At 57.2% G+C, this 20551-nt stretch carries 20 protein-coding genes; 14 read left to right on the top strand and 6 right to left on the bottom strand.

Going from position 1 to position 20551, the window contains the following annotated elements; translation table 11 throughout:
• Positions 1 to 34: 34 nt before the first annotated feature.
• The 5 genes from AC1ENN_RS06600 (at position 35) to dnaE (ending at position 6422) form a co-directional block, all read left to right on the top strand.
• Positions 35 to 496 (top strand): cell division protein SepF, encoded by a 462-nt coding sequence (locus tag AC1ENN_RS06600; protein ID WP_449646576.1) that lies wholly within the window; start codon positions 35 to 37, stop codon positions 494 to 496.
• A 44-nt stretch (positions 497 to 540) separates the two neighbouring features.
• Positions 541 to 834 (top strand): YggT family protein, encoded by a 294-nt coding sequence (locus AC1ENN_RS06605; RefSeq protein WP_449646577.1) that lies wholly within the window; start codon positions 541 to 543, stop codon positions 832 to 834.
• Positions 835 to 960: 126 nt separating this feature from the next.
• Positions 961 to 1752, top strand: coding sequence for a DivIVA domain-containing protein (locus AC1ENN_RS06610; protein ID WP_449646578.1), 792 nt, complete (start codon positions 961 to 963; stop codon positions 1750 to 1752).
• 163 nt (positions 1753 to 1915) lie between these two features.
• Positions 1916 to 2836: an RluA family pseudouridine synthase gene (locus AC1ENN_RS06615; protein ID WP_449646579.1), complete on the top strand. Its 921-nt coding sequence runs from the start codon at positions 1916 to 1918 to the stop codon at positions 2834 to 2836.
• A 67-nt stretch (positions 2837 to 2903) separates the two neighbouring features.
• Positions 2904 to 6422: a DNA polymerase III subunit alpha gene (gene dnaE, locus AC1ENN_RS06620; protein WP_480406898.1), complete on the top strand. Its 3519-nt coding sequence runs from the start codon at positions 2904 to 2906 to the stop codon at positions 6420 to 6422.
• A 44-nt stretch (positions 6423 to 6466) separates the two neighbouring features.
• Here the strand turns inward: dnaE and AC1ENN_RS06625 are convergent, their stop codons facing one another.
• Positions 6467 to 6970, bottom strand: coding sequence for a flavin reductase family protein (locus AC1ENN_RS06625; RefSeq protein WP_449646581.1), 504 nt, complete (start codon positions 6968 to 6970; stop codon positions 6467 to 6469).
• Between the two features lie 67 nt (positions 6971 to 7037).
• On the opposite strand from AC1ENN_RS06625, the gene hisD reads away from it, so the two are divergent.
• From hisD to AC1ENN_RS06640, 3 genes are read left to right on the top strand one after another with little or no spacing between them, the layout of a single operon-like run.
• Complete coding sequence (gene hisD, locus AC1ENN_RS06630; RefSeq protein WP_480406899.1) at positions 7038 to 8351, top strand: histidinol dehydrogenase; 1314 nt, start codon at positions 7038 to 7040, stop codon at positions 8349 to 8351.
• 20 nt (positions 8352 to 8371) lie between these two features.
• Positions 8372 to 8830, top strand: a complete 459-nt coding sequence (nrdR, locus tag AC1ENN_RS06635) for a transcriptional regulator NrdR (RefSeq protein ID WP_449646583.1) — start codon at positions 8372 to 8374, stop codon at positions 8828 to 8830.
• 51 nt (positions 8831 to 8881) lie between these two features.
• Positions 8882 to 9916: a quinone-dependent dihydroorotate dehydrogenase gene (locus AC1ENN_RS06640; RefSeq protein WP_480406900.1), complete on the top strand. Its 1035-nt coding sequence runs from the start codon at positions 8882 to 8884 to the stop codon at positions 9914 to 9916.
• Positions 9917 to 9961: 45 nt separating this feature from the next.
• Here the strand turns inward: AC1ENN_RS06640 and AC1ENN_RS06645 are convergent, their stop codons facing one another.
• Entirely contained in the window at positions 9962 to 10540 is a 579-nt protein-coding gene (locus AC1ENN_RS06645; RefSeq protein WP_449646585.1) for a DUF3043 domain-containing protein, read from the bottom strand.
• Between the two features lie 38 nt (positions 10541 to 10578).
• On the opposite strand from AC1ENN_RS06645, the gene AC1ENN_RS06650 reads away from it, so the two are divergent.
• The 6 genes from AC1ENN_RS06650 (at position 10579) to AC1ENN_RS06675 (ending at position 15899) form a co-directional block, all read left to right on the top strand.
• Entirely contained in the window at positions 10579 to 11997 is a 1419-nt protein-coding gene (locus AC1ENN_RS06650) for a dipeptidase (protein WP_449646586.1), read from the top strand.
• A gap of 9 nt (positions 11998 to 12006) precedes the next feature.
• Positions 12007 to 12363 carry a HesB/IscA family protein gene (locus tag AC1ENN_RS06655; RefSeq protein ID WP_009772096.1) on the top strand — a complete coding sequence of 119 codons (357 nt, stop codon included), beginning with the start codon at positions 12007 to 12009 and terminating at the stop codon, positions 12361 to 12363.
• A 137-nt stretch (positions 12364 to 12500) separates the two neighbouring features.
• Positions 12501 to 13358 (top strand): aa3-type cytochrome oxidase subunit II, encoded by an 858-nt coding sequence (ctaC, locus tag AC1ENN_RS06660; RefSeq protein ID WP_480392107.1) that lies wholly within the window; start codon positions 12501 to 12503, stop codon positions 13356 to 13358.
• Positions 13359 to 13363: 5 nt separating this feature from the next.
• Positions 13364 to 15043 (top strand): aa3-type cytochrome oxidase subunit I, encoded by a 1680-nt coding sequence (gene ctaD, locus AC1ENN_RS06665; protein WP_449646588.1) that lies wholly within the window; start codon positions 13364 to 13366, stop codon positions 15041 to 15043.
• A 3-nt stretch (positions 15044 to 15046) separates the two neighbouring features.
• Positions 15047 to 15469, top strand: coding sequence for a cytochrome c oxidase subunit 4 (locus AC1ENN_RS06670; RefSeq protein WP_480406901.1), 423 nt, complete (start codon positions 15047 to 15049; stop codon positions 15467 to 15469).
• Positions 15438 to 15899: a GNAT family N-acetyltransferase gene (locus AC1ENN_RS06675; protein WP_449646590.1), complete on the top strand. Its 462-nt coding sequence runs from the start codon at positions 15438 to 15440 to the stop codon at positions 15897 to 15899. The genes AC1ENN_RS06670 and AC1ENN_RS06675 overlap by 32 nt, the downstream gene beginning before the upstream one ends.
• A gap of 419 nt (positions 15900 to 16318) precedes the next feature.
• On the opposite strand, the gene qcrB is transcribed toward AC1ENN_RS06675, so the two are convergent.
• Genes qcrB through ctaE form a run of 4 tightly spaced genes read right to left on the bottom strand, consistent with a single transcriptional unit; the run spans position 16319 to position 20513 of the window.
• Positions 16319 to 17935: a cytochrome bc1 complex cytochrome b subunit gene (gene qcrB, locus AC1ENN_RS06680; RefSeq protein WP_449646591.1), complete on the bottom strand. Its 1617-nt coding sequence runs from the start codon at positions 17933 to 17935 to the stop codon at positions 16319 to 16321.
• Entirely contained in the window at positions 17932 to 19008 is a 1077-nt protein-coding gene (gene qcrA / locus AC1ENN_RS06685) for a cytochrome bc1 complex Rieske iron-sulfur subunit (protein ID WP_449646592.1), read from the bottom strand. The genes qcrB and qcrA overlap by 4 nt, the downstream gene beginning before the upstream one ends.
• A 39-nt stretch (positions 19009 to 19047) precedes the next feature.
• The gene (gene qcrC, locus AC1ENN_RS06690) at positions 19048 to 19860 is read right to left on the bottom strand and encodes a cytochrome bc1 complex diheme cytochrome c subunit (RefSeq protein ID WP_449646593.1); all 813 of its coding nucleotides are present in this window, start codon (positions 19858 to 19860) and stop codon (positions 19048 to 19050) included.
• Between the two features lie 17 nt (positions 19861 to 19877).
• The gene (gene ctaE, locus AC1ENN_RS06695) at positions 19878 to 20513 is read right to left on the bottom strand and encodes an aa3-type cytochrome oxidase subunit III (RefSeq protein WP_449646594.1); all 636 of its coding nucleotides are present in this window, start codon (positions 20511 to 20513) and stop codon (positions 19878 to 19880) included.
• Positions 20514 to 20551: the final 38 nt, after the last annotated feature.

Raw genomic sequence — 20551 nt, forward strand, 5'->3', positions numbered from 1 at the left:
TCGAAGCAGAAGCTTCACCATTCGGAGGATTATCATGGCCAACCCACTGCGCAAGACAATGGTCTACCTCGGCCTCGCCGATGAAGACTACGAGTACGAGCAGGGACCAGCCGCGCCGGTTGCCCCTGTTGCAGCAGCACCAGCCCCAACGAGCTCTAACCGCGCGCCGGTTACCCCGTTGCGTCGCGCTGCGCCCAGCACTGCGGAGGCAGAGATGAACGAGATTTTGACGGTGCACCCGCGCCAGTACAAGGATGCACAGCTCATCGCTGAGAACTTCCGCGAAGGCATCCCGGTCATCATCAACCTGTCGCAAATGAGTGAGCCGGATGCCCGCCGCCTGGTTGACTTCGCTAGCGGACTCTCACAGGGTCTCTACGGCAAAATCGAGCGAGTAACGAGCAAGGTCTTCCTCCTCTCGCCAGCACACGTTGCGGTCAGCGGCGAGCAGGCCGAGGTCGAGTCAGACGTCGACGCCTCATTCTTCGCTCAGTAGACACTCTGCGCAGCAGCAACAATTTCGACCGGTAACCTAGAAGGGTGAATCCGGTTTCTATTGTTGCCACGGTGGCTATCTACGCCATTAATCTTTTTATGCTTGCGATGTGGGCTCGGTTCATTCTCGATCTCGTCGTGGTGTTTGCGCGAGGGTGGCGTCCAAGCGGAGTCGGCCTCGTTCTTTCCGAGTTTGTGTTCACCATTACCGATCCTCCGATCAAGGCTGTTCGCAAGGTCGTACCGATGATTCGCATCGGCAATGGAGCGCTCGATCTGTCATGGATGCTCGTGATGCTGGCGTGCATTATTCTGACCTCCATTTTGCGGGGCTTTTAGATCTAGCAAGTGCCGATGTACTCTTATCGGAGAGCATGCGGCAACTAATCAGGTTTCGTCATTACGATGTGACGCGAACGTTGAACGTTGTGTATACGTTGAAAGAAAGTTTTAGAGGTGGCGGCAATGGCTTTGACTCCAGAAGACGTAGTCAACAAGCGGTTTGAATCAACAAAATTCCGAGAGGGATACGACCAAGATGACGTCGATGATTTTCTCGACGAAGTTGTCGTTGAGTTGCGCCGACTTAATCAAGAGAACGACGAACTCCGCCAGCGTTTGACCGCTGCCGAGTCCCGTTCAAGTGAGCTTCAGCAGGCGGCGGGCAGTGCTCCTGCTGTGCCAGCACCTGTTGCTGCCGCTTCACCCGCAGCGATAGAAAGCGCTCCATCGGTTGCAGAACCTGCTGCGTTGGCCCCAGAGCCAGCCACATCTGCTCTCGACGACGCCAGCAGCACAAACAACTTGCTTCAACTCGCACGTCGTTTGCACGAAGAGCACGTTCGTGACGGTATCGCCAAGCGCGATGCTCTCATCGCCGAAGGTAAAGCATCCGCTGCGGAAATCGTTGCCGACGCAGAAGCCAAACAGCGTGAGCAGATCGGCTCCCTCGAAAAGGAGCGTGAAGCTATCGTTGGTTCGCTCGATCAGGAGCGTCAAGCAATTGAGAGCCGTATCGAGTCGCTCCAAAACTTCGAGCGCGAATACCGCGAGAAGTTGAAGAGCTACATCGAGGACCAGCTCCACGAACTCGATTCTGCAAGTCTCGTCTCCGCAGGGGCCCCGGCTCAGGACTCTGCTCAACAGGACGCCGCTCCAGTTGCCCAGCCAGCAGGTCACCTCTCACCCGAAGACTTCGCTGCGCCCCAGTCGGCACAGCAGCCTCCGGCAAGCTTCACCGGATTCTCCGGCAGCTAGTTTTTCGCACAAGCCGTCAACAGTCGGTGAGAGCTTCGGCTCCGCCGCTGTTGGCGGCTTTTGCTATGTTTGCGCTCGTGTCGAAAAACTGACTGCAGTGCAGCATCCGAAATAAAGATCAGCAAGAAATCAATAAAGATCAGTAAGAAATCAAGGAGCAGTAGTGGAAACCCGTAGTATGCCGGTTCCTGAAGGTCTTGCGGGGCAGCGCGTCGACGCAGCCCTAGCCAAGCTCCTTGGTTTCTCACGTACCTTTGCCGCAGAAGTTGCCGCATCGGGCGGAGTAACGATTGATGGGGTTGAAGTGGGAAAGTCGGATCGACTCTCCGCTGGCGCCTGGATCGAAATCTCCTGGGTCTCTAAGACCGAGCCGCAGATCGTGCCCGTCATTCTCGACACGATGAGCATCGTCTACGACGATGATCACATCGTGGTCGTAGATAAGCCTGCAGGCATTGCGGCCCACCCATCAATCGGGTGGGACGGTGTGACGGTACTCGGTGCGCTTGCCGGTGCTGGCTACCGGATTTCGACCTCTGGTGCAGCAGAACGCGCCGGCGTCGTGCACCGCCTCGACGCGGGAACAAGCGGACTCATGGTTGTGGCAAAATCAGAGCTCGCGTACACCGAACTGAAGCGCGCGTTCCACGATCGCGAAGTGACCAAGGTGTATCACTCGATCGTTCAAGGACATCCTGACCCTCTATCGGGCACAATCGATGCTCCGATCGGCCGTCATCCGGGGTCAAGCTGGAAGTTTGCCGTTGTGGCTGGAGGAAAAGACTCCATAACCCACTATGAAACTCTTGAAGCTTTTCCCTCGGCAGCGCTAGTCGAGGTGCACCTGGAAACCGGGCGCACCCATCAGATCCGGGTACACATGGCGGCTCAGCGTCATCCATGTGTTGGTGACAGCATGTATGGAGCAGACCCGACTATCTCGGCGAGACTCGGCCTTAACCGCCAATGGTTACATGCCCACAAACTAGGTTTCGCGCATCCGGCAACCGGTGAACAAGTCTTGTTTGAGTCGCCATATCCGGCCGACCTTCAGGCTGCACTTGAGGTGCTTCGGGCCGACTAGGGCGCGTCAGTTAGAGTCTGTTTGGGGTGCTGGCTTAGGCTGGATTTCGAAAGAATTCGGAGTGTCTGTGGCTGCTAATAACGACTCGTTTGTGCACTTGCACGTTCACAGCGAGTATTCGATGCTCGATGGTGCTGCGCGCGTGGGCCCCCTCCTTGATGCTGCTGTTGAACAGGGCATGCCGGCGATTGCGATCACCGACCATGGCAACATGTTTGGTGCCTACGATTTCTGGCAGTCTGCGACTGCCCGCGGCATCAAGCCGATCATCGGTACCGAGGCCTACATAACGCCAGGAACGGCTCGCGGCGACAAAACTCGAGTGCGTTGGGGCGGTAGCCACCAGACTCGGGATGACGTCGGTGGTAGCGGTGCGTATACCCACATGACGTTGCTTTCTCAAAACAACGAGGGGATGCACAACCTCTTCCGCATGTCTTCGAAGGCGTCGATCGAGGGTTTTTACTTCAAACCCCGCATGGATCGTGAGCTACTCAGTCAGTACTCCAAGGGCATCATCGCGACCACCGGTTGCGTCGGTGGAGAAGTGCAGACCAAGCTCCGCCTTGGTCTCTATGACGAGGCACGGCAAGCTGCTGCGGAATTCCAAGACATCTTCGGCAAAGAAAACTTCTTCGCCGAAATCATGGATCACGGAATCGATATCGAGCGTCGCACGATACTCGATCTCATCAAGCTTGCCAAAGAGCTCGACATGCCGCTTCTTGCCACCAACGACCTGCACTACACGCACGCGCACGATGCCACCGCGCACGCGGCGCTGCTGTGCGTGCAGTCAGCATCCACTCTCGATGACCCCAACCGATTCAAGTTTGATTCCAACGAGTTCTATCTCAAATCGGCAGCGGAAATGCGTTCACTCTTTCGTGAGCATCCCGAGGCGTGCGACAACACTCTTCTGATCGCCGAGCGTTGCGAAGTCAACTTTGAGGGTCGCGATCTCATGCCACGATTCCCTGTTCCCGAGGGGGAGACCGAAGCGACCTGGTTCGAAAAAGAAGTCGCCAAGGGAATGAATAAGCGCTTCAATAATGCGCCATCTGACGCGCACCTGGCTCAGGCTAAGTACGAAGTTGATGTTATTCAGCAGATGGGCTTCCCCGGTTACTTCCTCGTGGTCGCCGACTTCATCGAATGGGCGAAAGCTCAGGGCATTCGAGTAGGCCCAGGTCGTGGATCGGCTGCTGGCTCCATGGCATCGTATGCCGTTGGAATTACCGAGTTAGATCCACTCGCACACGGGCTCATCTTCGAGCGGTTTTTGAACCCAGAACGTGTATCAATGCCCGATGTGGACGTCGACTTCGATGATCGGCGACGTGGTGAAGTTATCCGCTATGTCACCGACAAATATGGTGACGATCGAGTCGCCCAAATCGTCACCTACGGCACGATTAAGGCTAAGCAAGCGCTGAAGGACTCTGCGCGCGTGCTCGGCATGCCGTATTCGGTCGGCGAAAAGCTGACCAAGGCAATGCCGCCAGCGATCATGGGCAAGGACATCTCACTTCATGACGTGCGCAATAAAGATGCGGCACGGTACAAAGAGGCCGCAGATATCCGCGGAATCGTCGACACTGACGCCGAAGCAGCAAAAGTGTTCGAAACAGCTGTCGGACTCGAGGGATTGAAACGCCAGTGGGGCGTGCACGCTGCCGGAGTCGTGCTCTCGGCCGAGCCCTTGCTCGATGTGCTTCCCATCATGCGCCGTGAAGACGATGGCGCAATCATCACCCAGTTCGATCAGCCGCCCTTGGAGAGCCTCGGGCTCATCAAGATGGACTTCCTCGGACTGCGAAACCTCACGGTTATCGAAGACGCGCTCACGATGATCCGGGCAAATACCGGTTCGCCGCTCGTTATCGAAGATCTTGATCTGGATGCCGACCAGAAGACCTACGACTTGCTTGCGCGCGGCGACACACTTGGCGTGTTCCAGTTGGATGGCGGGCCAATGCGTGCGCTCCTCAAGCAGCTCAAACCTACGAACTTCGAAGACATTTCGGCTGTTATCGCTTTGTATCGGCCGGGCCCCATGGGCATGAACTCTCACACCAAGTACGCGTTGCGCAAGAACGGCTTGGAAGAGATTGATGCGATCCACCCCGAACTCGAAGAGCCGCTAAAAGAAATCCTTGGCACCACTTTCGGGTTGATCGTTTACCAAGAGCAAGTGATGTCGGTTGCTCAAAAGGTTGCTGGCTTCACGCTTGGCCAAGCCGACGTTTTGCGTCGCGCGATGGGCAAGAAGAAGAAAGAGGAACTCGACAAACAGTTCATCGGGTTCGAATCTGGCATGCTCGAGAACGGTTTCAGTAAAGAGGCCGTCAAGGTGCTCTGGGAAACGCTCATGCCATTCGCCGACTACGCCTTCAACAAGGCGCACAGTGCCGGCTATGGCGTGCTCAGCTATTGGACCGCCTACCTCAAAGCAAATTATCCTGCGGAGTACATGGCGGCGTTGCTCACGAGCGTTGGCGACTCGAAAGACAAACTCGGGATGTATCTGAGTGAATGTCGTCGCATGGGAATTAAAGTTCTCGCTCCGGATGTGAATGAGTCGACGGTGAACTTCACTGCCGTTGCCGGAGACATCCGTTTCGGTCTCGGTGCTGTGCGAAACGTCGGTGCCGCAGTAGTCGAACAGATTGTTCGCGCACGCACCGAAAAGGGCCGTTTCGAGTCATTCCATGACTATTTGCGCAAGGTTTCCATTCAGGTCGCTAACAAGCGCACCGTCGAATCTCTGATCAAATCGGGTGCATTCGACTCTCTCGGAGCAACCCGTCGTGGACTCCTCGAAATTCATGAAGACGCGTGCGATTCAGCCGTGAGCCTCAAGCGGAACGAAGCCAACGGTCAAGTCGATCTTTTCGGCGGAAACTTTGACTTCAATGAGGAAGACGATGGTGTGCCCGAGCGACCAGAGTGGTCGAAGCGAGACAAGTTGGCTTTCGAGCGCGAGATGTTGGGTCTCTACGTTTCCGATCATCCGCTCTCTGGCCTTGAGCTGCAGCTTGCGAAGCATCAAGATGCCACCATCACAGAGGTCCTCTCTGGCGACGTGGTTGCCGACGGCGAGCACGTTTCGATCGCAGGACTGGTCACTAGCGTGCAGCACCGTGTAGCGCGCAATAGCGGAAACCAGTACGGGATTGTCACTGTCGAAGACTTTGGTGGCGAAATCAGCGTTATGTTCTTGGGCAAGACCTATCAGGAGTTTGCACCAGGTCTCGTCAACGACTCCATTGTTGTCGTCCGGGGGCGCGCCAGTGCCCGAGACGATGGAATGAATTTGCACGCGGTGAGTATGTTCTCGCCGGAGCTCGGACCCAGCTTGGGATCTGGACCTATCGTCGTGTCGATCAATGAACAGCGTGCAACCACCGATGTGGTCGCCGGACTCGGCGATGTACTCATTCGTCACGCCGGCGATGTCGAAGTGCGATTGCGACTGGTTCGCGGCGATGTTGGGCGAATCTTTGAAGTGCCCTACCGGGTGAAGGTCTCTGCCGATCTTTACGGTGAGCTCAAGACGCTCCTCGGCCCTGGCTGCTTGGGCTAGGGGAGCGACGGATGGCCTCTCGCAGTTAGGCGGCAGTTACCGCTCTAGTCGTCGAGGGCGTGGGGGCGCATGTAGGTGCGCTCGTGGTACAACAAGGCTTCGTCTTCGTCGCCCAAAATGCCGTGATCGATTTCGACAACGACGATTGCGTTGTTGTGCACTGGATGCACATCAACGATGCGACCAATGGCAATCGCTGTTGCACCATCGAGAAGAGGCAATCCGTTGGGATCTGCGTGCCAATGATCTCCCTCAAATCGGAGGTCATGGTCGGCAGCCATACGCTCGGCAAGATGGCGACTTCGTGGGCCAAGCATATGAATAGCCACCAGGTTTCCCACCGTTATGGCCGGCCACGAACTTGATACCTGCGCCATATTGAATGTCGCAAGCGGGGGAACAGCCGCCAGCGACGCGAGAGAAGTCGCCGTGAATCCCACCGGGTGACCATCGGGGGCGACTGAGGTGACCACCGCTACGCCTGCGGCGTGGCGCCTAAACGCGCTTTTGAAAGCGTCGATTCCGTCTGCTGCTGCTGAATTATCCATGTCTTCTTATCAAGCCTAATCTGCCTCAAAGAATTCCGAGCACAGAACGAACTAACATGGGGAGGCCATGTCGCTGAATACAATCGATCTTCGCGCCGCCACACTGAGCCGCGCCGAACTTGCCCGTGTCATCCCTCGTGCTCAGATGGATGTTTCTGTTGCCTCCGCAGCAGCTGTCCAACTCATTGACGATGTTCGGGAGCGGGGCGAGCAAGCTCTACTTGACCAAGCCGAACGCCTCGATCGTGTGCGGCCCGACCGTGTGCGAATTCACGCGGATGAGATTACGCGAGCGATGCGCGCGCTCGAGCCCGCCGTGCGTGAAGCTCTTGAACTTGCCATTGACCGAGTTCGCACTGCAAGTAAGGCTCAAATTCCGCCTGCAATCATGACCGAGCTGGGGGATGGCGCTGAAATCGTTCAGCGCTGGCAACCCGTAAATCGCGTCGGGCTTTATGTGCCTGGCGGTAAAGCGGTCTACCCATCGAGCGTCATCATGAATGTTGTGCCAGCACAGGTGGCCGGTGTTTCTTCCGTTGCCTTGGCGTCGCCTCCACAGCGGCTTTTCGGAGGAGCGGTTCATCCAACCATCCTGGGCGCCGCAGGCTTGCTCGGCGTCGACGAAGTTTACGCAATGGGCGGCGCGGGAGCCATTGGCGCTTTCGCTTACGGAATCCCGGATTTGGGGCTCGATCCCGTAGACATTATTACCGGGCCAGGAAATGTCTATGTAGCTGCAGCAAAGCGTGCGGTTCGGGGCATCGTCGGCATCGACTCTGAGGCCGGTCCGACCGAAATTTTGATCATTGCTGATTCGGAAGCAAACCCGCGTCTTGTCGCGGCTGACTTATTGAGCCAAGCGGAGCACGATGAACTCGCCGCTGCGGTTCTGGTGACCGATTCAGAAGAACTTGCGGATGCTGTACGTATCGAGCTCTCGAAGCAGCTAGCCGCAACGTCGCATTCGGTGCGCGCCGGTATCGCCCTCGATGGCCAGCAGTCCGCGATTGTTCTGGTGAATGACATGGCCTCTGCCGCTGCGCTCAGCAATGCCTATGGCCCCGAGCATTTAGAAATTCAGACTGAAGAGTCTGGCGCCGTTCTCGACATGATCGATAACGCCGGTGCCATTTTCTTGGGTGCACAGTCTCCGGTGAGCCTGGGAGACTATCTGGCGGGATCGAATCACGTGCTCCCTACCGGTGGACAGTCGCGGTTCTCGTCGGGTCTCGGCGCCTACACGTTCCTGCGCCCGCAACAGGTTATTCGCTATAGCCATGATGCGCTGCGTGCTCTCGAGCCGCACATTGTTGCTTTGAGCACGGCAGAGGACCTTCCGGCGCACGGTGCCGCTGTGAGTGCACGTTTCTCGGATCACTAAACAGGTACGCTTGACACACTATGTATTGCCCTTTTTGTAGGCATCCCGATAGCAGGGTTGTCGATTCTCGCACCAGCGATGACGGCCTCTCGATTCGCCGACGTCGACAGTGCCCCGAGTGCGGGCGACGATTTTCGACAACCGAAACCGCATCGCTCAACGTCATCAAGCGAAACGGTGTAGTCGAGTCGTTCAGCCGCGAAAAGATCGTCAGTGGTGTGCGTAAAGCTTGCCAAGGTAGACCGGTTACTGACGGTGACCTTGCTGTTCTTGCGCAGAAGGTCGAAGAGTCCATTCGTGCAACCGGTGCCGCCCAAATCGATGCCAACGAAATCGGCCTAGCCATTCTTTCGCCGCTGCGAGACCTCGATGAGGTTGCCTATTTACGTTTCGCCAGTGTCTACCAAGCTTTCGATTCGCTTGACGACTTTGATGATGCCATCAACCAACTGCGTCTGGACCACGGCACCACACCCTAGCTTGGCCCCGTTGTTGACCACTGTCTTCTATCGCTGAGAGCACCACTGTCTATGTATGAGTTCTTTTTCCGGACCGTTCTCAAACGGCTCGACCCTGAGTTCGCCCATGCTCTCGCCTTTACGGTGATTCGGCTGCTTTCCGCTACGGGGATCGGACGCCTGTTTCATCGCATCCCAGATCCAATTCTCCGAGTAGAGACACTCGGGCTCACATTTGATTCACCCTTCGGTGTCGCTGCGGGCTTCGATAAGTCGGGCGTTGGCATCTCTGGTCTGGGCCAGCTCGGCTTTAGTCATGTCGAGGTCGGCACGATCACGGCTCTGCCTCAACCAGGAAACCCTAAACCCCGACTCTTTCGCCTGGTCGCGGACCGCGGTGTGATTAACCGCATGGGGTTCAACAACGCTGGTGCCGCAAAGGCAGCTCTGGTTATTGATCGCGCACGCCAGCGAGAAGGCCGACCGGTGATCGGCATAAACATTGGAAAATCGCGAGTAGTCGCCGTCGAGGACGCTGTGTCTGACTACCTCACGAGTGCGCGCTCGTTGGCACCACATGCCGACTATTTGGTCGTCAACGTGAGTTCGCCAAACACTCCAGGGCTCCGCGGCCTCCAAGAAATCGACAAACTGAAGCCGTTGCTGACCGCAGTTAAGTCTGCAGCCGGCCGCACCCCGGTGCTGGTCAAGATTGCTCCAGACGTAACGGATGACGAAGCTGCAGCAATTGCGCGATTAGCGGTTGAGGAGCTTGACGGCATTATCGCGACGAACACGACGCTCTCCCGCGAGGGGCTGACTACAGCGCCAGACATCGTTGAGGCCGCTGGCGCTGGGGGAGTGTCAGGTAAACCTGTCGCTGCACGGTCACTTGAACTGTTGCGGATCATTCGCGCCGTGGTTCCTGCCGAGTTCTGTGTGATCTCCGTCGGTGGCGTTGAGACCGCTGAGGATGTCGCTGAGCGGCTGCGAGAGGGCGCAACTCTTGTTCAGGGTTATACCGGATTTATCTATCGCGGCCCGTTCTGGGCGCGAACAATCAATCGACGGCTCACAACGCTCTTGCGCGCTGATCGCGCCAAGTGACGCCAGACCACAAGTGTCGGACGTCCTGCTCGATGGTCTCGACAGTTAGCTCGGGAACTGTCCGCGCTTGACCTGCGGCTTGGGCAGTCGCATGATCCGCAATTGAAGTGAGCGCATCGCGGCGTACCAGCGAACTTTTTCCGCGCGCGATTCGCCGAACTTCTCGGCGATTTTACGGCGCAGGCGGAGTCCGAGAAGGATCGCGTCGAGCGCAGCCACGATGAAGAATCCCCACAGCGCGAATAGTCCGAAAACTTGAACTTCCGGCTGAGGCAAGAGGGTCAAGATGATGACCACGAACATCGCGGGAACCAGCAACTCACCAACGCTAAAGCGTGCGTCAACATAGTCGCGTACGAACCGCTTCTGAGGTCCGCGGTCTCGAATTGGCAGGTACTTTTCTTCACCATTTGCCATGCCGACACGCGCACGTTCGCGCTCTGCCTGCAATTGCGAGCGCGCCTGGCGGCGTGCTTCCTTGCGGTCATCGGAGACGAGCGGGCGCAGATTGGCCGCTTCTCGCTCTTTGCGCGTGGGGGTCGGGCGTCCCTTTCCGGCGACACTTTCGTGGTCAGCCGGAGTCTCGGGAGTTGGGTTGCTTTCGGAAGAAGATGCTTTTACCACTGGGTTCCTTGCGTTGGTGTCGATCTAAGATTACTCGTATGACTCACACGCCGCAGCCGACGACTCCGTCGATGACTCCTGACCCGCAATTCGATTCACTGTCTGAGGCTGTTAACGCCGCTATGCCAGCAACGATCGCTGAGCTGTCATCGTTGGTGCGAATTCCTTCCGTGTCCTGGGATGGTTTCGATTCTGCGCAAGTTCAGCGCAGTGCCGAGGCCGCACAAGCCTTGATTGACGGTATCGGTGTCTTCGACAGCGTTGAACTCGCGCGCGCGCCGATCGATGAAAACACTCTCGGTCACCCGGCGCTTCTCGCCACCCGCAAGGCCAAAAATGGAAAGCCCACAATTCTTTTATATGCGCACCACGACGTGCAGCCCCCCGGCCAGGATGCGGATTGGGACTCGCCCCCATTCGAGCCGACTGTGCGCGGGGATCGTTTATACGGCCGCGGCGCCGCCGATGACAAAGCCGGAATTATGGCCCACGTTGCGGCAATACGCGCTTTTGTCGAGACGGTAGGAACTGACTTCGAGCTCGGCTTGGTTGTGTTCTTTGAGGGCGAAGAAGAATTCGGCTCACGCTCTTTTGCGAATTTCATCACCCAGAACCGCGACAAGCTTGCCGCCGATGTCATCGTGGTGGCTGACTCCGACAACTGGGATATCAACACCCCGTCTCTCACCGTTGGCTTGCGCGGAAACGTCACGTTCAAATTGACGGTGTCAACGCTTGCTCATGCGTCGCACTCTGGAATGTTTGGGGGAGCGGCACCGGATGCGATGCTCGCAACGATCAAACTGCTTGCGACCCTGCACGATGAAGATGGTTCGGTCGCCGTGGAAGGCTTGATCACTCGCGACGGAGAGACGCCGGAATATAGCGAAGAGAAACTGCGACACGAAGCAGGGTTGCTCGACGGTGTTTCATCATTAGGGTCTGGAAGCGTGCTCGGTCGGCTCTGGAACAAGCCGTCGATTACCATCACTGGCATCGATGCTCCGACGGTCATGAATGCATCCAACACGTTGACTCCGAGTGTCACCGTCAAGCTGAGCGCGCGAATCGCGCCGGGGCAAGATCCGGATGACGCGTTCGTCGCACTACGCAGCCACCTCGAGTCACACGCTCCTTTCGGCGCACACGTGGAAATTTCTGATGTCGATCGCGGAAGCCCATTTTTGGTCGACACCAGTGGTTGGGCCGTCGACGTCGTAACGGCCGCGATGCATGAGGCGTGGGGCAATGAGCCCCTCCAGACAGGCATAGGCGGGTCAATTCCCTTTATTTCCGACCTCGTAGAGGTGTTTCCCGAGGCTCAAATCTTGGTGACTGGCGTAGAAGATCCGGAATCGAGGGCGCACAGTCCGAATGAGTCGCTGCACTTGGGTGTTTTCACACGCGCGATCCTCACCGAGGCGCTTCTGCTCGCAAAGTTGGAACGCCGGGCGTAGAATTACGTCATGACTGAAACCGCTGTTGAAACTGCTGCCCATGGGGTCGCGCTGACCGAGGCCGCCACCGACAAGGTTCGTAGCCTGATGTCGCAAGAAGGTCGCGACGACCTGCGTTTGCGTTTGGCCGTTCAGCCAGGCGGATGCTCTGGACTCATCTATCAGCTCTACTTTGACGAGCGCATTCTCGACGGCGACGTGAGCGTTGACTTCGGAGACGGCGTAGAGGTTGTCGTTGACAAGATGAGCGTCCCCTACCTCGACGGTGCCAGCATCGACTTTGAAGACACAATTCAGAAGCAGGGTTTCACTATTGACAACCCCAACGCAGAGGGCAGCTGCGCTTGCGGAGACAGTTTCCACTAATTTCGCAGTATTTTTTTGAGAAGGTGCGCCGATTTGGTGCACCTTTTCGCTTGCGCGGGGCGAGCCGGTAATCATTACTGGGTCTGGCTCCGTATACACTGGAAAGGTATTAGTCCGTGTTCTTCGAGAGGTCACAGGTGCGCTCTAACCGCCGAATTCGATGGGCAGCGATTCCCATCGCTCTGGTTACGATGCTGGTCTTGGCCGGTTGTACCCCAGATCAACTTCAGGGTTATTTGCCCGGAGGCCCAGATGTCACCAACCACACGAGCAGCATTATCGGCCTGTGGGTAACTTCGTGGATTGTTCTTCTCGTTGTCGGTGTAATCACCTGGGGGCTCATTATTTGGGCAGCCGTGGTTTACCGTCGTCGTCGCGGACAGACCGGACTTCCTGTTCAGCTGCGCTACAACATGCCGATCGAGATCTTCTACACGATCGTGCCCCTGATCCTGGTAATCGGCTTCTTTGCCTTCACCGCTCGCGACCAAGCTGAGATCGAAAAGGTCGAGGTAAACCCCGATGTTTCGATTGAGGTAATCGGCAAGCGTTGGGCTTGGGACTTCAACTACACCGACGACAACGTGTACAGCCCCGGTGTACAAGCAGACTTCAATCCCGATGGAACAATCAACGTGGATTCATTGCCACAGTTGGTCTTGCCTGTCGATAAAAAGGTTGAAATTAAGATTGAATCGCGCGACGTGATTCACTCGTTCTGGGTCGTCGACTTCTTGTACAAGAAGGACATGATCCCCGGCAAGAGCAACTACATGTACTTCATTCCGACTAAGGAAGGTACGTATCAGGGCAAATGTGCTGAGCTCTGTGGCGAATATCACTCGCTCATGCTCTTCACCGTCAAGGTCGTCTCTGACGCCGAGTACAAGGACTACATCGAAGGCCAGCGCGAAGCGGGCTATGAAGGTCAGCTCGGTCTTGATTACAACGTGAACCAAAACTTGCCCGGCAACGGCAGCAGCGACGAGGAATAGGGCTCATGAGCGTCGAACATAAGGGCAATGTCTTGGTGAACTGGGTCACCTCGACTGACCACAAAACAATTGGGTACATGTACCTGATCACGTCTTTCTTCTACTTCCTTCTTGGCGGCGTGATGGCGCTTGTCATCCGAGCTCAGCTCTTCGAGCCAGGATTGTCAGTCGTTGCTACTGGTGAGCAGTACAACCAACTCTTCACGATGCACGGCACGATCATGCTCTTGATGTTCGCGACGCCGCTTTTCGCCGGCTTCGCAAACGTGATCATGCCGCTTCAGATCGGTGCTCCTGACGTAGCATTCCCTCGCCTGAACGCATTCGCATACTGGCTCTATAGCTTTGGTTCGCTAATCGCCGTCGCAGGTTTCCTCACCCCTCAAGGTGCGGCATCATTCGGCTGGTTCGCTTACGCTCCGCTCTCAAGCACGACCTTCTCTCCTGGTATTGGTGGCAACCTGTGGGTCTTCGGACTTGCGATGAGCGGTTTCGGAACCATTCTTGGTGCGGTCAACTTCATCACCACCATCATTACGATGCGTGCTCCTGGCATGACGATGTTCCGTATGCCGATCTTCACCTGGAACACCCTTGTGACGTCGTTGCTCATCCTCATGGCGTTCCCTGTGTTGGCAGCGGCTCTCTTTGGTCTCGGAGCGGATCGAGTTGTCGGCGCACATATTTATGACCCCGCGAACGGTGGCGTCATTCTGTGGCAACACCTGTTCTGGTTCTTCGGCCACCCTGAGGTCTACATCATCGCGCTTCCGTTCTTCGGAATCGTCTCCGAGGTGTTCCCTGTCTTCAGCCGTAAGCCGATCTTCGGCTATTCGACCCTGATCTACGCGACAATTTCGATTGCTGCGCTCTCGGTTACTGTCTGGGCGCACCACATGTACGTGACTGGCTCGGTATTGCTACCGTTCTTCTCGCTCATGACCATGCTCATTGCGGTGCCGACTGGCGTGAAGATATTCAACTGGATCGGCACAATGTGGCGAGGCTCAATTACGTTTGAGACGCCCATGTTGTGGGCGATCGGGTTCCTCGTTACCTTCACATTCGGTGGGCTTACGGGCGTCATTCTTGCTAGCCCCCCGCTCGACTTCCACGTTTCTGACACCTACTTCGTGGTTGCACACTTCCACTACGTTGTGTTCGGAACTGTGGTCTTCGCGATGTTTAGCGGATTCTACTTCTGGTGGCCCAAGTGGACCGGCAAAATGCTCAACGAGCGTCTCGGAAAGATTCACTTCTGGTTGCTTTTCATCGGCTTCCACACGACCTTCCTCATTCAGCACTGGGCCGGCGTTGTCGCCCTGCCGCGTCGTTACCGCACCTACCTCGAAGAGGATGGCGTGACATGGATGAACCAGGTCTCCACTATCGGCGCGTTCATTCTTGCCGTGTCGATGATCCCGTTCCTCTATAACGTCTACATCACCGCTCGCAAGGCGCCGCGCGTGACCGTCGATGACCCGTGGGGCTACGGACGTTCACTCGAGTGGGCGACAAGCTGCCCGCCACCACGGCACAACTTCACGTCGATCCCACGAATTCGTTCCGAATCCCCGGCATTCGACTTGAACCACCCTGAAGCTGGTATCCCCGTGGGCATTGGCCCAGGCAAAGATGCCCCCGAAGCGCCGGTTTATGATCTTGCAGATGAGAAGGTGAAATAGCTCATGAGGGCTAACGTCAAGCTTTATTGGATTCTCACCGTATTCTTCTTCGTCCTGGCCGCGCTGTACACCGGTTGGTCGCTCATCGACCAGGCTCATCAGCGCGTTGAATGGGTGGGAACCATCTCGCTGCTCCTCAGCGGCCTGTTGTGGGCGCTAATAGCCTTCTACCTAGGTAAGGTGCATGATGCACAGGGTGGCGAGCTCGCAGAAGACCGCCTCGATGCCAACATCGAAGACGGCGATGCCGAGCAAGGGCACTTCAGCCCCTGGAGCTGGTGGCCAATCGTTCTCGCGGCATCCGTCTCGCTCGTCTTCTTGGGCGTCGCAATCGGACCGTGGATCTCGTTCATTGGTGGCGGAATTCTCATCGTAAGCCTCGTAGGGTGGACGTATGAGTACTACCGCGGATACTTCGCACGCTAAGACAGTGCAGATACGTTCTGCCACCGCTGCCGATGCGGGCTCAGTATTTGAGTTACTGAAGCAGCTAGGTACTGAGTACGCTCCGGACCGTGCCGCATTTGATGCGAGCTTCTCGCACGCGGTCGACGATGGTGCAACGACACTCATGCTTGTCGCTGAACACCCCGAGGTCGGCGTCGTGGGGTATGCCTTCGCAACTATCGCGCACCTTCTCCACACCAACGGCAGCTCAGCGCAGCTGCAAGAACTTGTTGTGGATGGAACCGTCCAAAGTTCCGGCATCGGCACGCGTCTCGTTGAAGCTGTAGAGGCAGTGTGCCTGGAACGCGGAGTACGTCAGCTCACAGTTCCGAGCCGTGGATCCGCAGACTTCTTTGAACGCATCGGCTACCGCTCGACCGCTGACTTCCTCAAGCGAGTCTTCGACTAGAACGCTTTTTGCCCCCTAGGGAAAGCTTCGCCACCCGTAGTTATTTTGGTGGTTCTAAGTAAGCGTCCCGTGCAGCGCTCCGCCTCTTCACTGGCGTTTAGGCAGCTCCGAGGACGCAATGAGAGACCGAGTAGCGGCTGTGACCTAGCTAGCCTCCACGGCCAAATTTGCTCTGGCGCTGCACAACGTCGGGGGAGCGAACCTCGTGAATGGGCTGGACCGACCGAGTAACCGAACCCCGGTACCACGCGCCACGCTGCATCACAGAGCGCAGCAGAGCACGGTGGCTTTGACTATGACTCATAACGGCACCGTGGAATACCGCACTTGCCGTCTTGTTTTACACCGCCGCGTTAAACGACTGTGGGCCTTGACGGAGAGTATCCGACAAGGCCCACAACCGTTCGTGTGAGGAACGCTTAGTGGTGCGCGTCCTTCGACTGTTCGATCTCACCCTGAGATACGGGAGCGATTCGGTCTTCGAAGAACCACCGCGAAACTGAGGCACGGAGGCGCTGGCCACCAGTGATTTTGCCGTCAGCATTGGGGCGGATCGTCAGCGGCTTGTAGTCGGTGAAGTTAACAAGCTTCCAACGTTCGTACTCGTCGAGTTGCTCGTGGACCTCAATGTATTCACCGTGCGGAAGGCGCACGATTCGACCTGACTCGTAGCCGTGGAGCGCGATTTCGCGGTCCTTCTTCTGCAGACCAAGGCAAACTCGCTTCGTGAGGAAGTAAGCGATGATCGGTCCGAAGATGAGCAGAGCCTGACATGAGTGGATAACGCCCTCGATCGAGAGCTTGAAGTGCGTTGCTATCAAGTCCGAGCTGGCCGCAGCCCACAGGACGGCGTAGAACGTGACTCCTGCTGCACCAATCGCAGTGCGGGTAGGAGCGTTGCGCGGACGGTCAGCGATGTGGTGCTCGCGCTTGTCGCCGGTAACCCAAGCCTCGATGAAGGGGTAGAAGGCCACGACAGCGATGAACAGTCCGAGGGCGACGAGCGGCACAATGATGTTGAACGACCACGTGAATCCGAACCACTCAGTCTCCCACCCTGGTGGAATAAGCCGGAGGGCGCCGTCGGCGAATCCGATGTACCAGTCGGGTTGAGTACCGGCAGAGACGGGGGAGGGGTCGTAGGGTCCATAGACCCACACCGGGTTGATCGAGAACGTCGACGCGATCAAGGTGATGACACCGAAGACGATGAAGAAGAATCCACCGGCTTTCGCCGCGAAACCGGGCATTACGGGCGAACCGACGACGTTGTCGTTGGTGCGGCCCGGACCAGCAAACTGCGTGTGCTTGTTGATCACGAGCAACAGCATGTGGACGCCGAGGGCAGCAATAATGATCGCCGGCAGCAGCATGATGTGCAGGATGTACAGGCGGCTCACGATATCTACACCGGGGAATTCCCCACCGAAGAGCAGATACGAAATCCAGGTACCAATAACCGGGATTCCCTTCACCATTCCATCAATGATGCGAAGTCCGTTGCCGGAGAGTAGATCGTCGGGGAGCGAGTAGCCGGTGAAGCCCTCAGCCATCGCGAGGATGAAGAGCACGAAGCCAATGAACCAGTTAATCTCACGCGGCTTGCGGAACGCGCCGGTGAAGTACACCCGGAGCATGTGCAGTCCGATAGCAGCCACGAACAGCAGCGCTGCCCAGTGGTGCACCTGGCGCATGAGCAGTCCACCGCGGATATCGAATGAAATATCGAGAGTCGATGCCATCGCGGCAGACATCTGGATTCCCTTGAGCGGTGCGTAGGAACCCTCGTAGTGAACTTCAACCATGGACGCTTCGAAGAAGAACGTCAGGAATGTGCCTGAGAGCAGAATGACGATGAAGCTGTAGAGAGCGACCTCGCCGAGCATGAACGACCAGTGGTCGGGGAAGATCTTGCGACCGACCTCTTTGACGAGGCCCGAGATGCTCGTGCGTTCATCAATGTAGTTCGCGGCAGCTGAAGTGAAGCGCTGTCCGCGCGACTTTGACTGTGCGTCCTGGGTGGGTGTGGTTGTCATAGCTTGCGCTCCCAGAAGCTTGGTCCGATGGGTTCACGGAAGTCGCTCTGTGCGATGAGGTAGCCCTCGGAGTCGACCGTGATCGGCAATTGCGGAAGTGGACGTTTTGCTGGCCCGAAGATAACTGCTGCTTCGCGCTTGATGTCGAACTGCGACTGGTGGCAGGGGCATAGCAAATGGTGGGTCTGCTGCTCATAGAGCGCGACCGGGCATCCGACATGGGTGCAAATCTTGGAGTAAGCGACGATTCCGTCGTAGTTCCAGTCTTCGCGACCCTCGGAGACTTCGAGATCTTCTGGCTTGAGGCGCACCAGTAGTACGGCGGCTTTTGCTTTTTCCTCAATGCGGTGTTCAGAGTCGTTAATTCCCTCAGGGATGACCTGAAACGCTGAACCAATCGTGAGGTCGGAAGCCTTGATCGGGGTGCCACTGGGGTCGCGCGTTAGCCGCATTCCCTCTTCCCAGAAGGTGTGCTTGAGGAGCTTCACCGGATCATCCGCGGGTGCCAGGTCACGGAACAGCGCGATTGCAGGCAGCGGCGTAACGACAAGAGCGCCGATGAGGGTGTTGCGCAGCAAGGTGCGACGGCCGAAGCCTGATTCCTTGTTGCCCAGGGTGAAGACTTCGACGGCCTTGGCGCGAGTTTCTTCGCTACCTCGAGTGCTGTGACGCTGCTCAACGAGGTCGTGCCCCTCCATGAGCGCTTTGGCCCAGTGAACGGCACCGACGCCGATGCCAAGGAGTCCGAGAGTTATTCCGAGTCCGAGGAACATCGTGTTGTTGCGAACCGAGTCCATATTGCCGGGCTCGATAGGGAACGCAATGTACGCCGCTACAGCGAGAACGCTACCAATGATGGAAAGGAAAAATAGCGCTGAGACTCGACGCTCTTGCTGCTTGTCAACCTTGGGGTCAAGATCCGTCACCCGCGGGCGGTACGGAGGGAACCCCGGGTTGGGTACTTCGTCGGTTGCGACGACAGCGGTGCCTGCATCGTGTGCAGTAGCGCTGTGCTGCGCGACGTCCTTACCCGCAGCCATGCTGCCGGCGGTATCGCCGTGGTCGTCTGCCATTCTTATCCCTTCAACCGTCCGCTGTGAAGCGGTCGCTAACTAGTTTGACTTAGCCGTGAGCCAGACCGTGATTGCCACGATCGCGCCAAGGCCAAAGATCCAAATGAACAGACCCTCGGAAACAGGGCCGAGTGAACCGAGCGTGAAGCCGCCAACCGAAGGAGTCTCATCGAGGTACTTCAGGTACGTGATGATGTCTGCTTTTTCCTCAGGGGAGAGGTTGGTGTCGTTGAACACGGGCATGTTTTGCGGGCCGGTGAGCATTGCTTCGTAGGCGTGCTTCGGTGTTACACCAGCTAGGGACGGGGCAAACTTGCCCTCGGTGAGTGCTCCACCGGCACCAGCAACGTTGTGGCACATCGCGCAGTTGATGCGGAACAGTTCGGCACCGTTGGAAACGTCGTAGCCTTCGCCTGTGAGGTACATGTCGGCGGGGATGGCGGGGCCGGGGCCCTGCGATGCTACGAACACTGACAACGCGAGAATTTGCTCTTCGGTGAACTGGACAGGCTTCTTCTCCGCCTGAGGACCGGTAACGGCGAGCGGCATACGGCCGGTTCCCACCTGGAAGTCAGTGGCTGCAGCGCCAACCCCAATCAGGGTGGGCCCCTGAGTAGTGCCTTCAAGGTCAAGCCCGTGGCACGTTGCGCAGTTTGCTGCGAATAGCTTTCCGCCTTCTTCGACCAGCGATTCAGCCGAGGCACTGGTCTCTGCAGTCGCGCTCGAAGTGAAGAGCGCGTAAGCGCCACCAGTTCCGACGAGAGCGACGAGGAGCAGCGCTACGGTCGCAAGAGGGTGACGTCGACCAGCAGGTCGTGACCTGCGAGACGCTCGGACTGCCGATGTGGCCATTACTTTATTTCCGTTTCTCATTTGAGCACGTAGATGATGAGGAAGAGGCCGATCCAGACTACGTCGACGAAGTGCCAGTAGTACGAAACAACGATCGCGGTCGTTGCTTCTTTGTGGCCGAAGGTCTTTACTGCGAATCCGCGCCCAAGAACGAGCAGGAAGGCGATGAGGCCGCCAGTTACGTGGAGCCCGTGGAATCCGGTGGTGATGTAGAAGGCCGAGCCGTAGGAGTCGCTTGACAAGCTGACGTGCTCAGAGACGAGCGTTGCGTATTCGAAGACCTGACCGGTGACGAACACAGCGCCCATGGCGTACGTGAGGAAGAACCACTCAGTCATGCCCCACTTGCGCACATCGAAGAGCTTGCCGGTGCGGTGCACTTGCATGCGCTCCGCAGCAAACACGCCAAACTGGCAGGTCACCGACGAAAGCACAAGAACGATCGTGATCGTGGTGGCAAACGGTACGTTGAGCTTCTCAGCCTGTTCCGCCCACAATCCAGGCGAAGTGGACTTCAAAGTGAAGTAAATGGCGAAGAGGCCAGCGAAGAACATCACCTCGCTTCCGAGCCAGACGATGGTACCGACCGCAACAGTGTTCGGTCGTTGGACAGACTGGGCTCCGAGCGAGCGATTGAGGGCAGCTGTGGTCACCTACCTATTATGGCTGATATCTCAGGGTTCGTTTTTCA

This window comes from Rhodoglobus sp. G.S.23 (genome assembly GCF_056675935.1).

Bases quoted from the DNA above. Each gene is read 5' to 3' on its own strand.
- AC1ENN_RS06640 (WP_480406900.1), top strand. From the start codon at position 8,882: ATGTATGAGTTCTTTTTCCGGACCGTTCTCAAACGGCTCGACCCTGAG.
- AC1ENN_RS06655 (WP_009772096.1), top strand. From the start codon at position 12,007: ATGACTGAAACCGCTGTTGAAACTGCTGCCCATGGGGTCGCGCTGACC.
- qcrA (WP_449646592.1), bottom strand. From the start codon at position 19,008: ATGGCAGACGACCACGGCGATACCGCCGGCAGCATGGCTGCGGGTAAG.
- nrdR (WP_449646583.1), top strand. From the start codon at position 8,372: ATGTATTGCCCTTTTTGTAGGCATCCCGATAGCAGGGTTGTCGATTCT.
- qcrB (WP_449646591.1), bottom strand. From the start codon at position 17,935: ATGACAACCACACCCACCCAGGACGCACAGTCAAAGTCGCGCGGACAG.
- AC1ENN_RS06610 (WP_449646578.1), top strand. From the start codon at position 961: ATGGCTTTGACTCCAGAAGACGTAGTCAACAAGCGGTTTGAATCAACA.
- AC1ENN_RS06670 (WP_480406901.1), top strand. From the start codon at position 15,047: ATGAGGGCTAACGTCAAGCTTTATTGGATTCTCACCGTATTCTTCTTC.
- AC1ENN_RS06600 (WP_449646576.1), top strand. From the start codon at position 35: ATGGCCAACCCACTGCGCAAGACAATGGTCTACCTCGGCCTCGCCGAT.
- AC1ENN_RS06675 (WP_449646590.1), top strand. From the start codon at position 15,438: ATGAGTACTACCGCGGATACTTCGCACGCTAAGACAGTGCAGATACGT.
- AC1ENN_RS06650 (WP_449646586.1), top strand. From the start codon at position 10,579: ATGACTCACACGCCGCAGCCGACGACTCCGTCGATGACTCCTGACCCG.
- ctaD (WP_449646588.1), top strand. From the start codon at position 13,364: ATGAGCGTCGAACATAAGGGCAATGTCTTGGTGAACTGGGTCACCTCG.
- hisD (WP_480406899.1), top strand. From the start codon at position 7,038: ATGTCGCTGAATACAATCGATCTTCGCGCCGCCACACTGAGCCGCGCC.
- qcrC (WP_449646593.1), bottom strand. From the start codon at position 19,860: ATGGCCACATCGGCAGTCCGAGCGTCTCGCAGGTCACGACCTGCTGGT.
- AC1ENN_RS06625 (WP_449646581.1), bottom strand. From the start codon at position 6,970: ATGGATAATTCAGCAGCAGCAGACGGAATCGACGCTTTCAAAAGCGCG.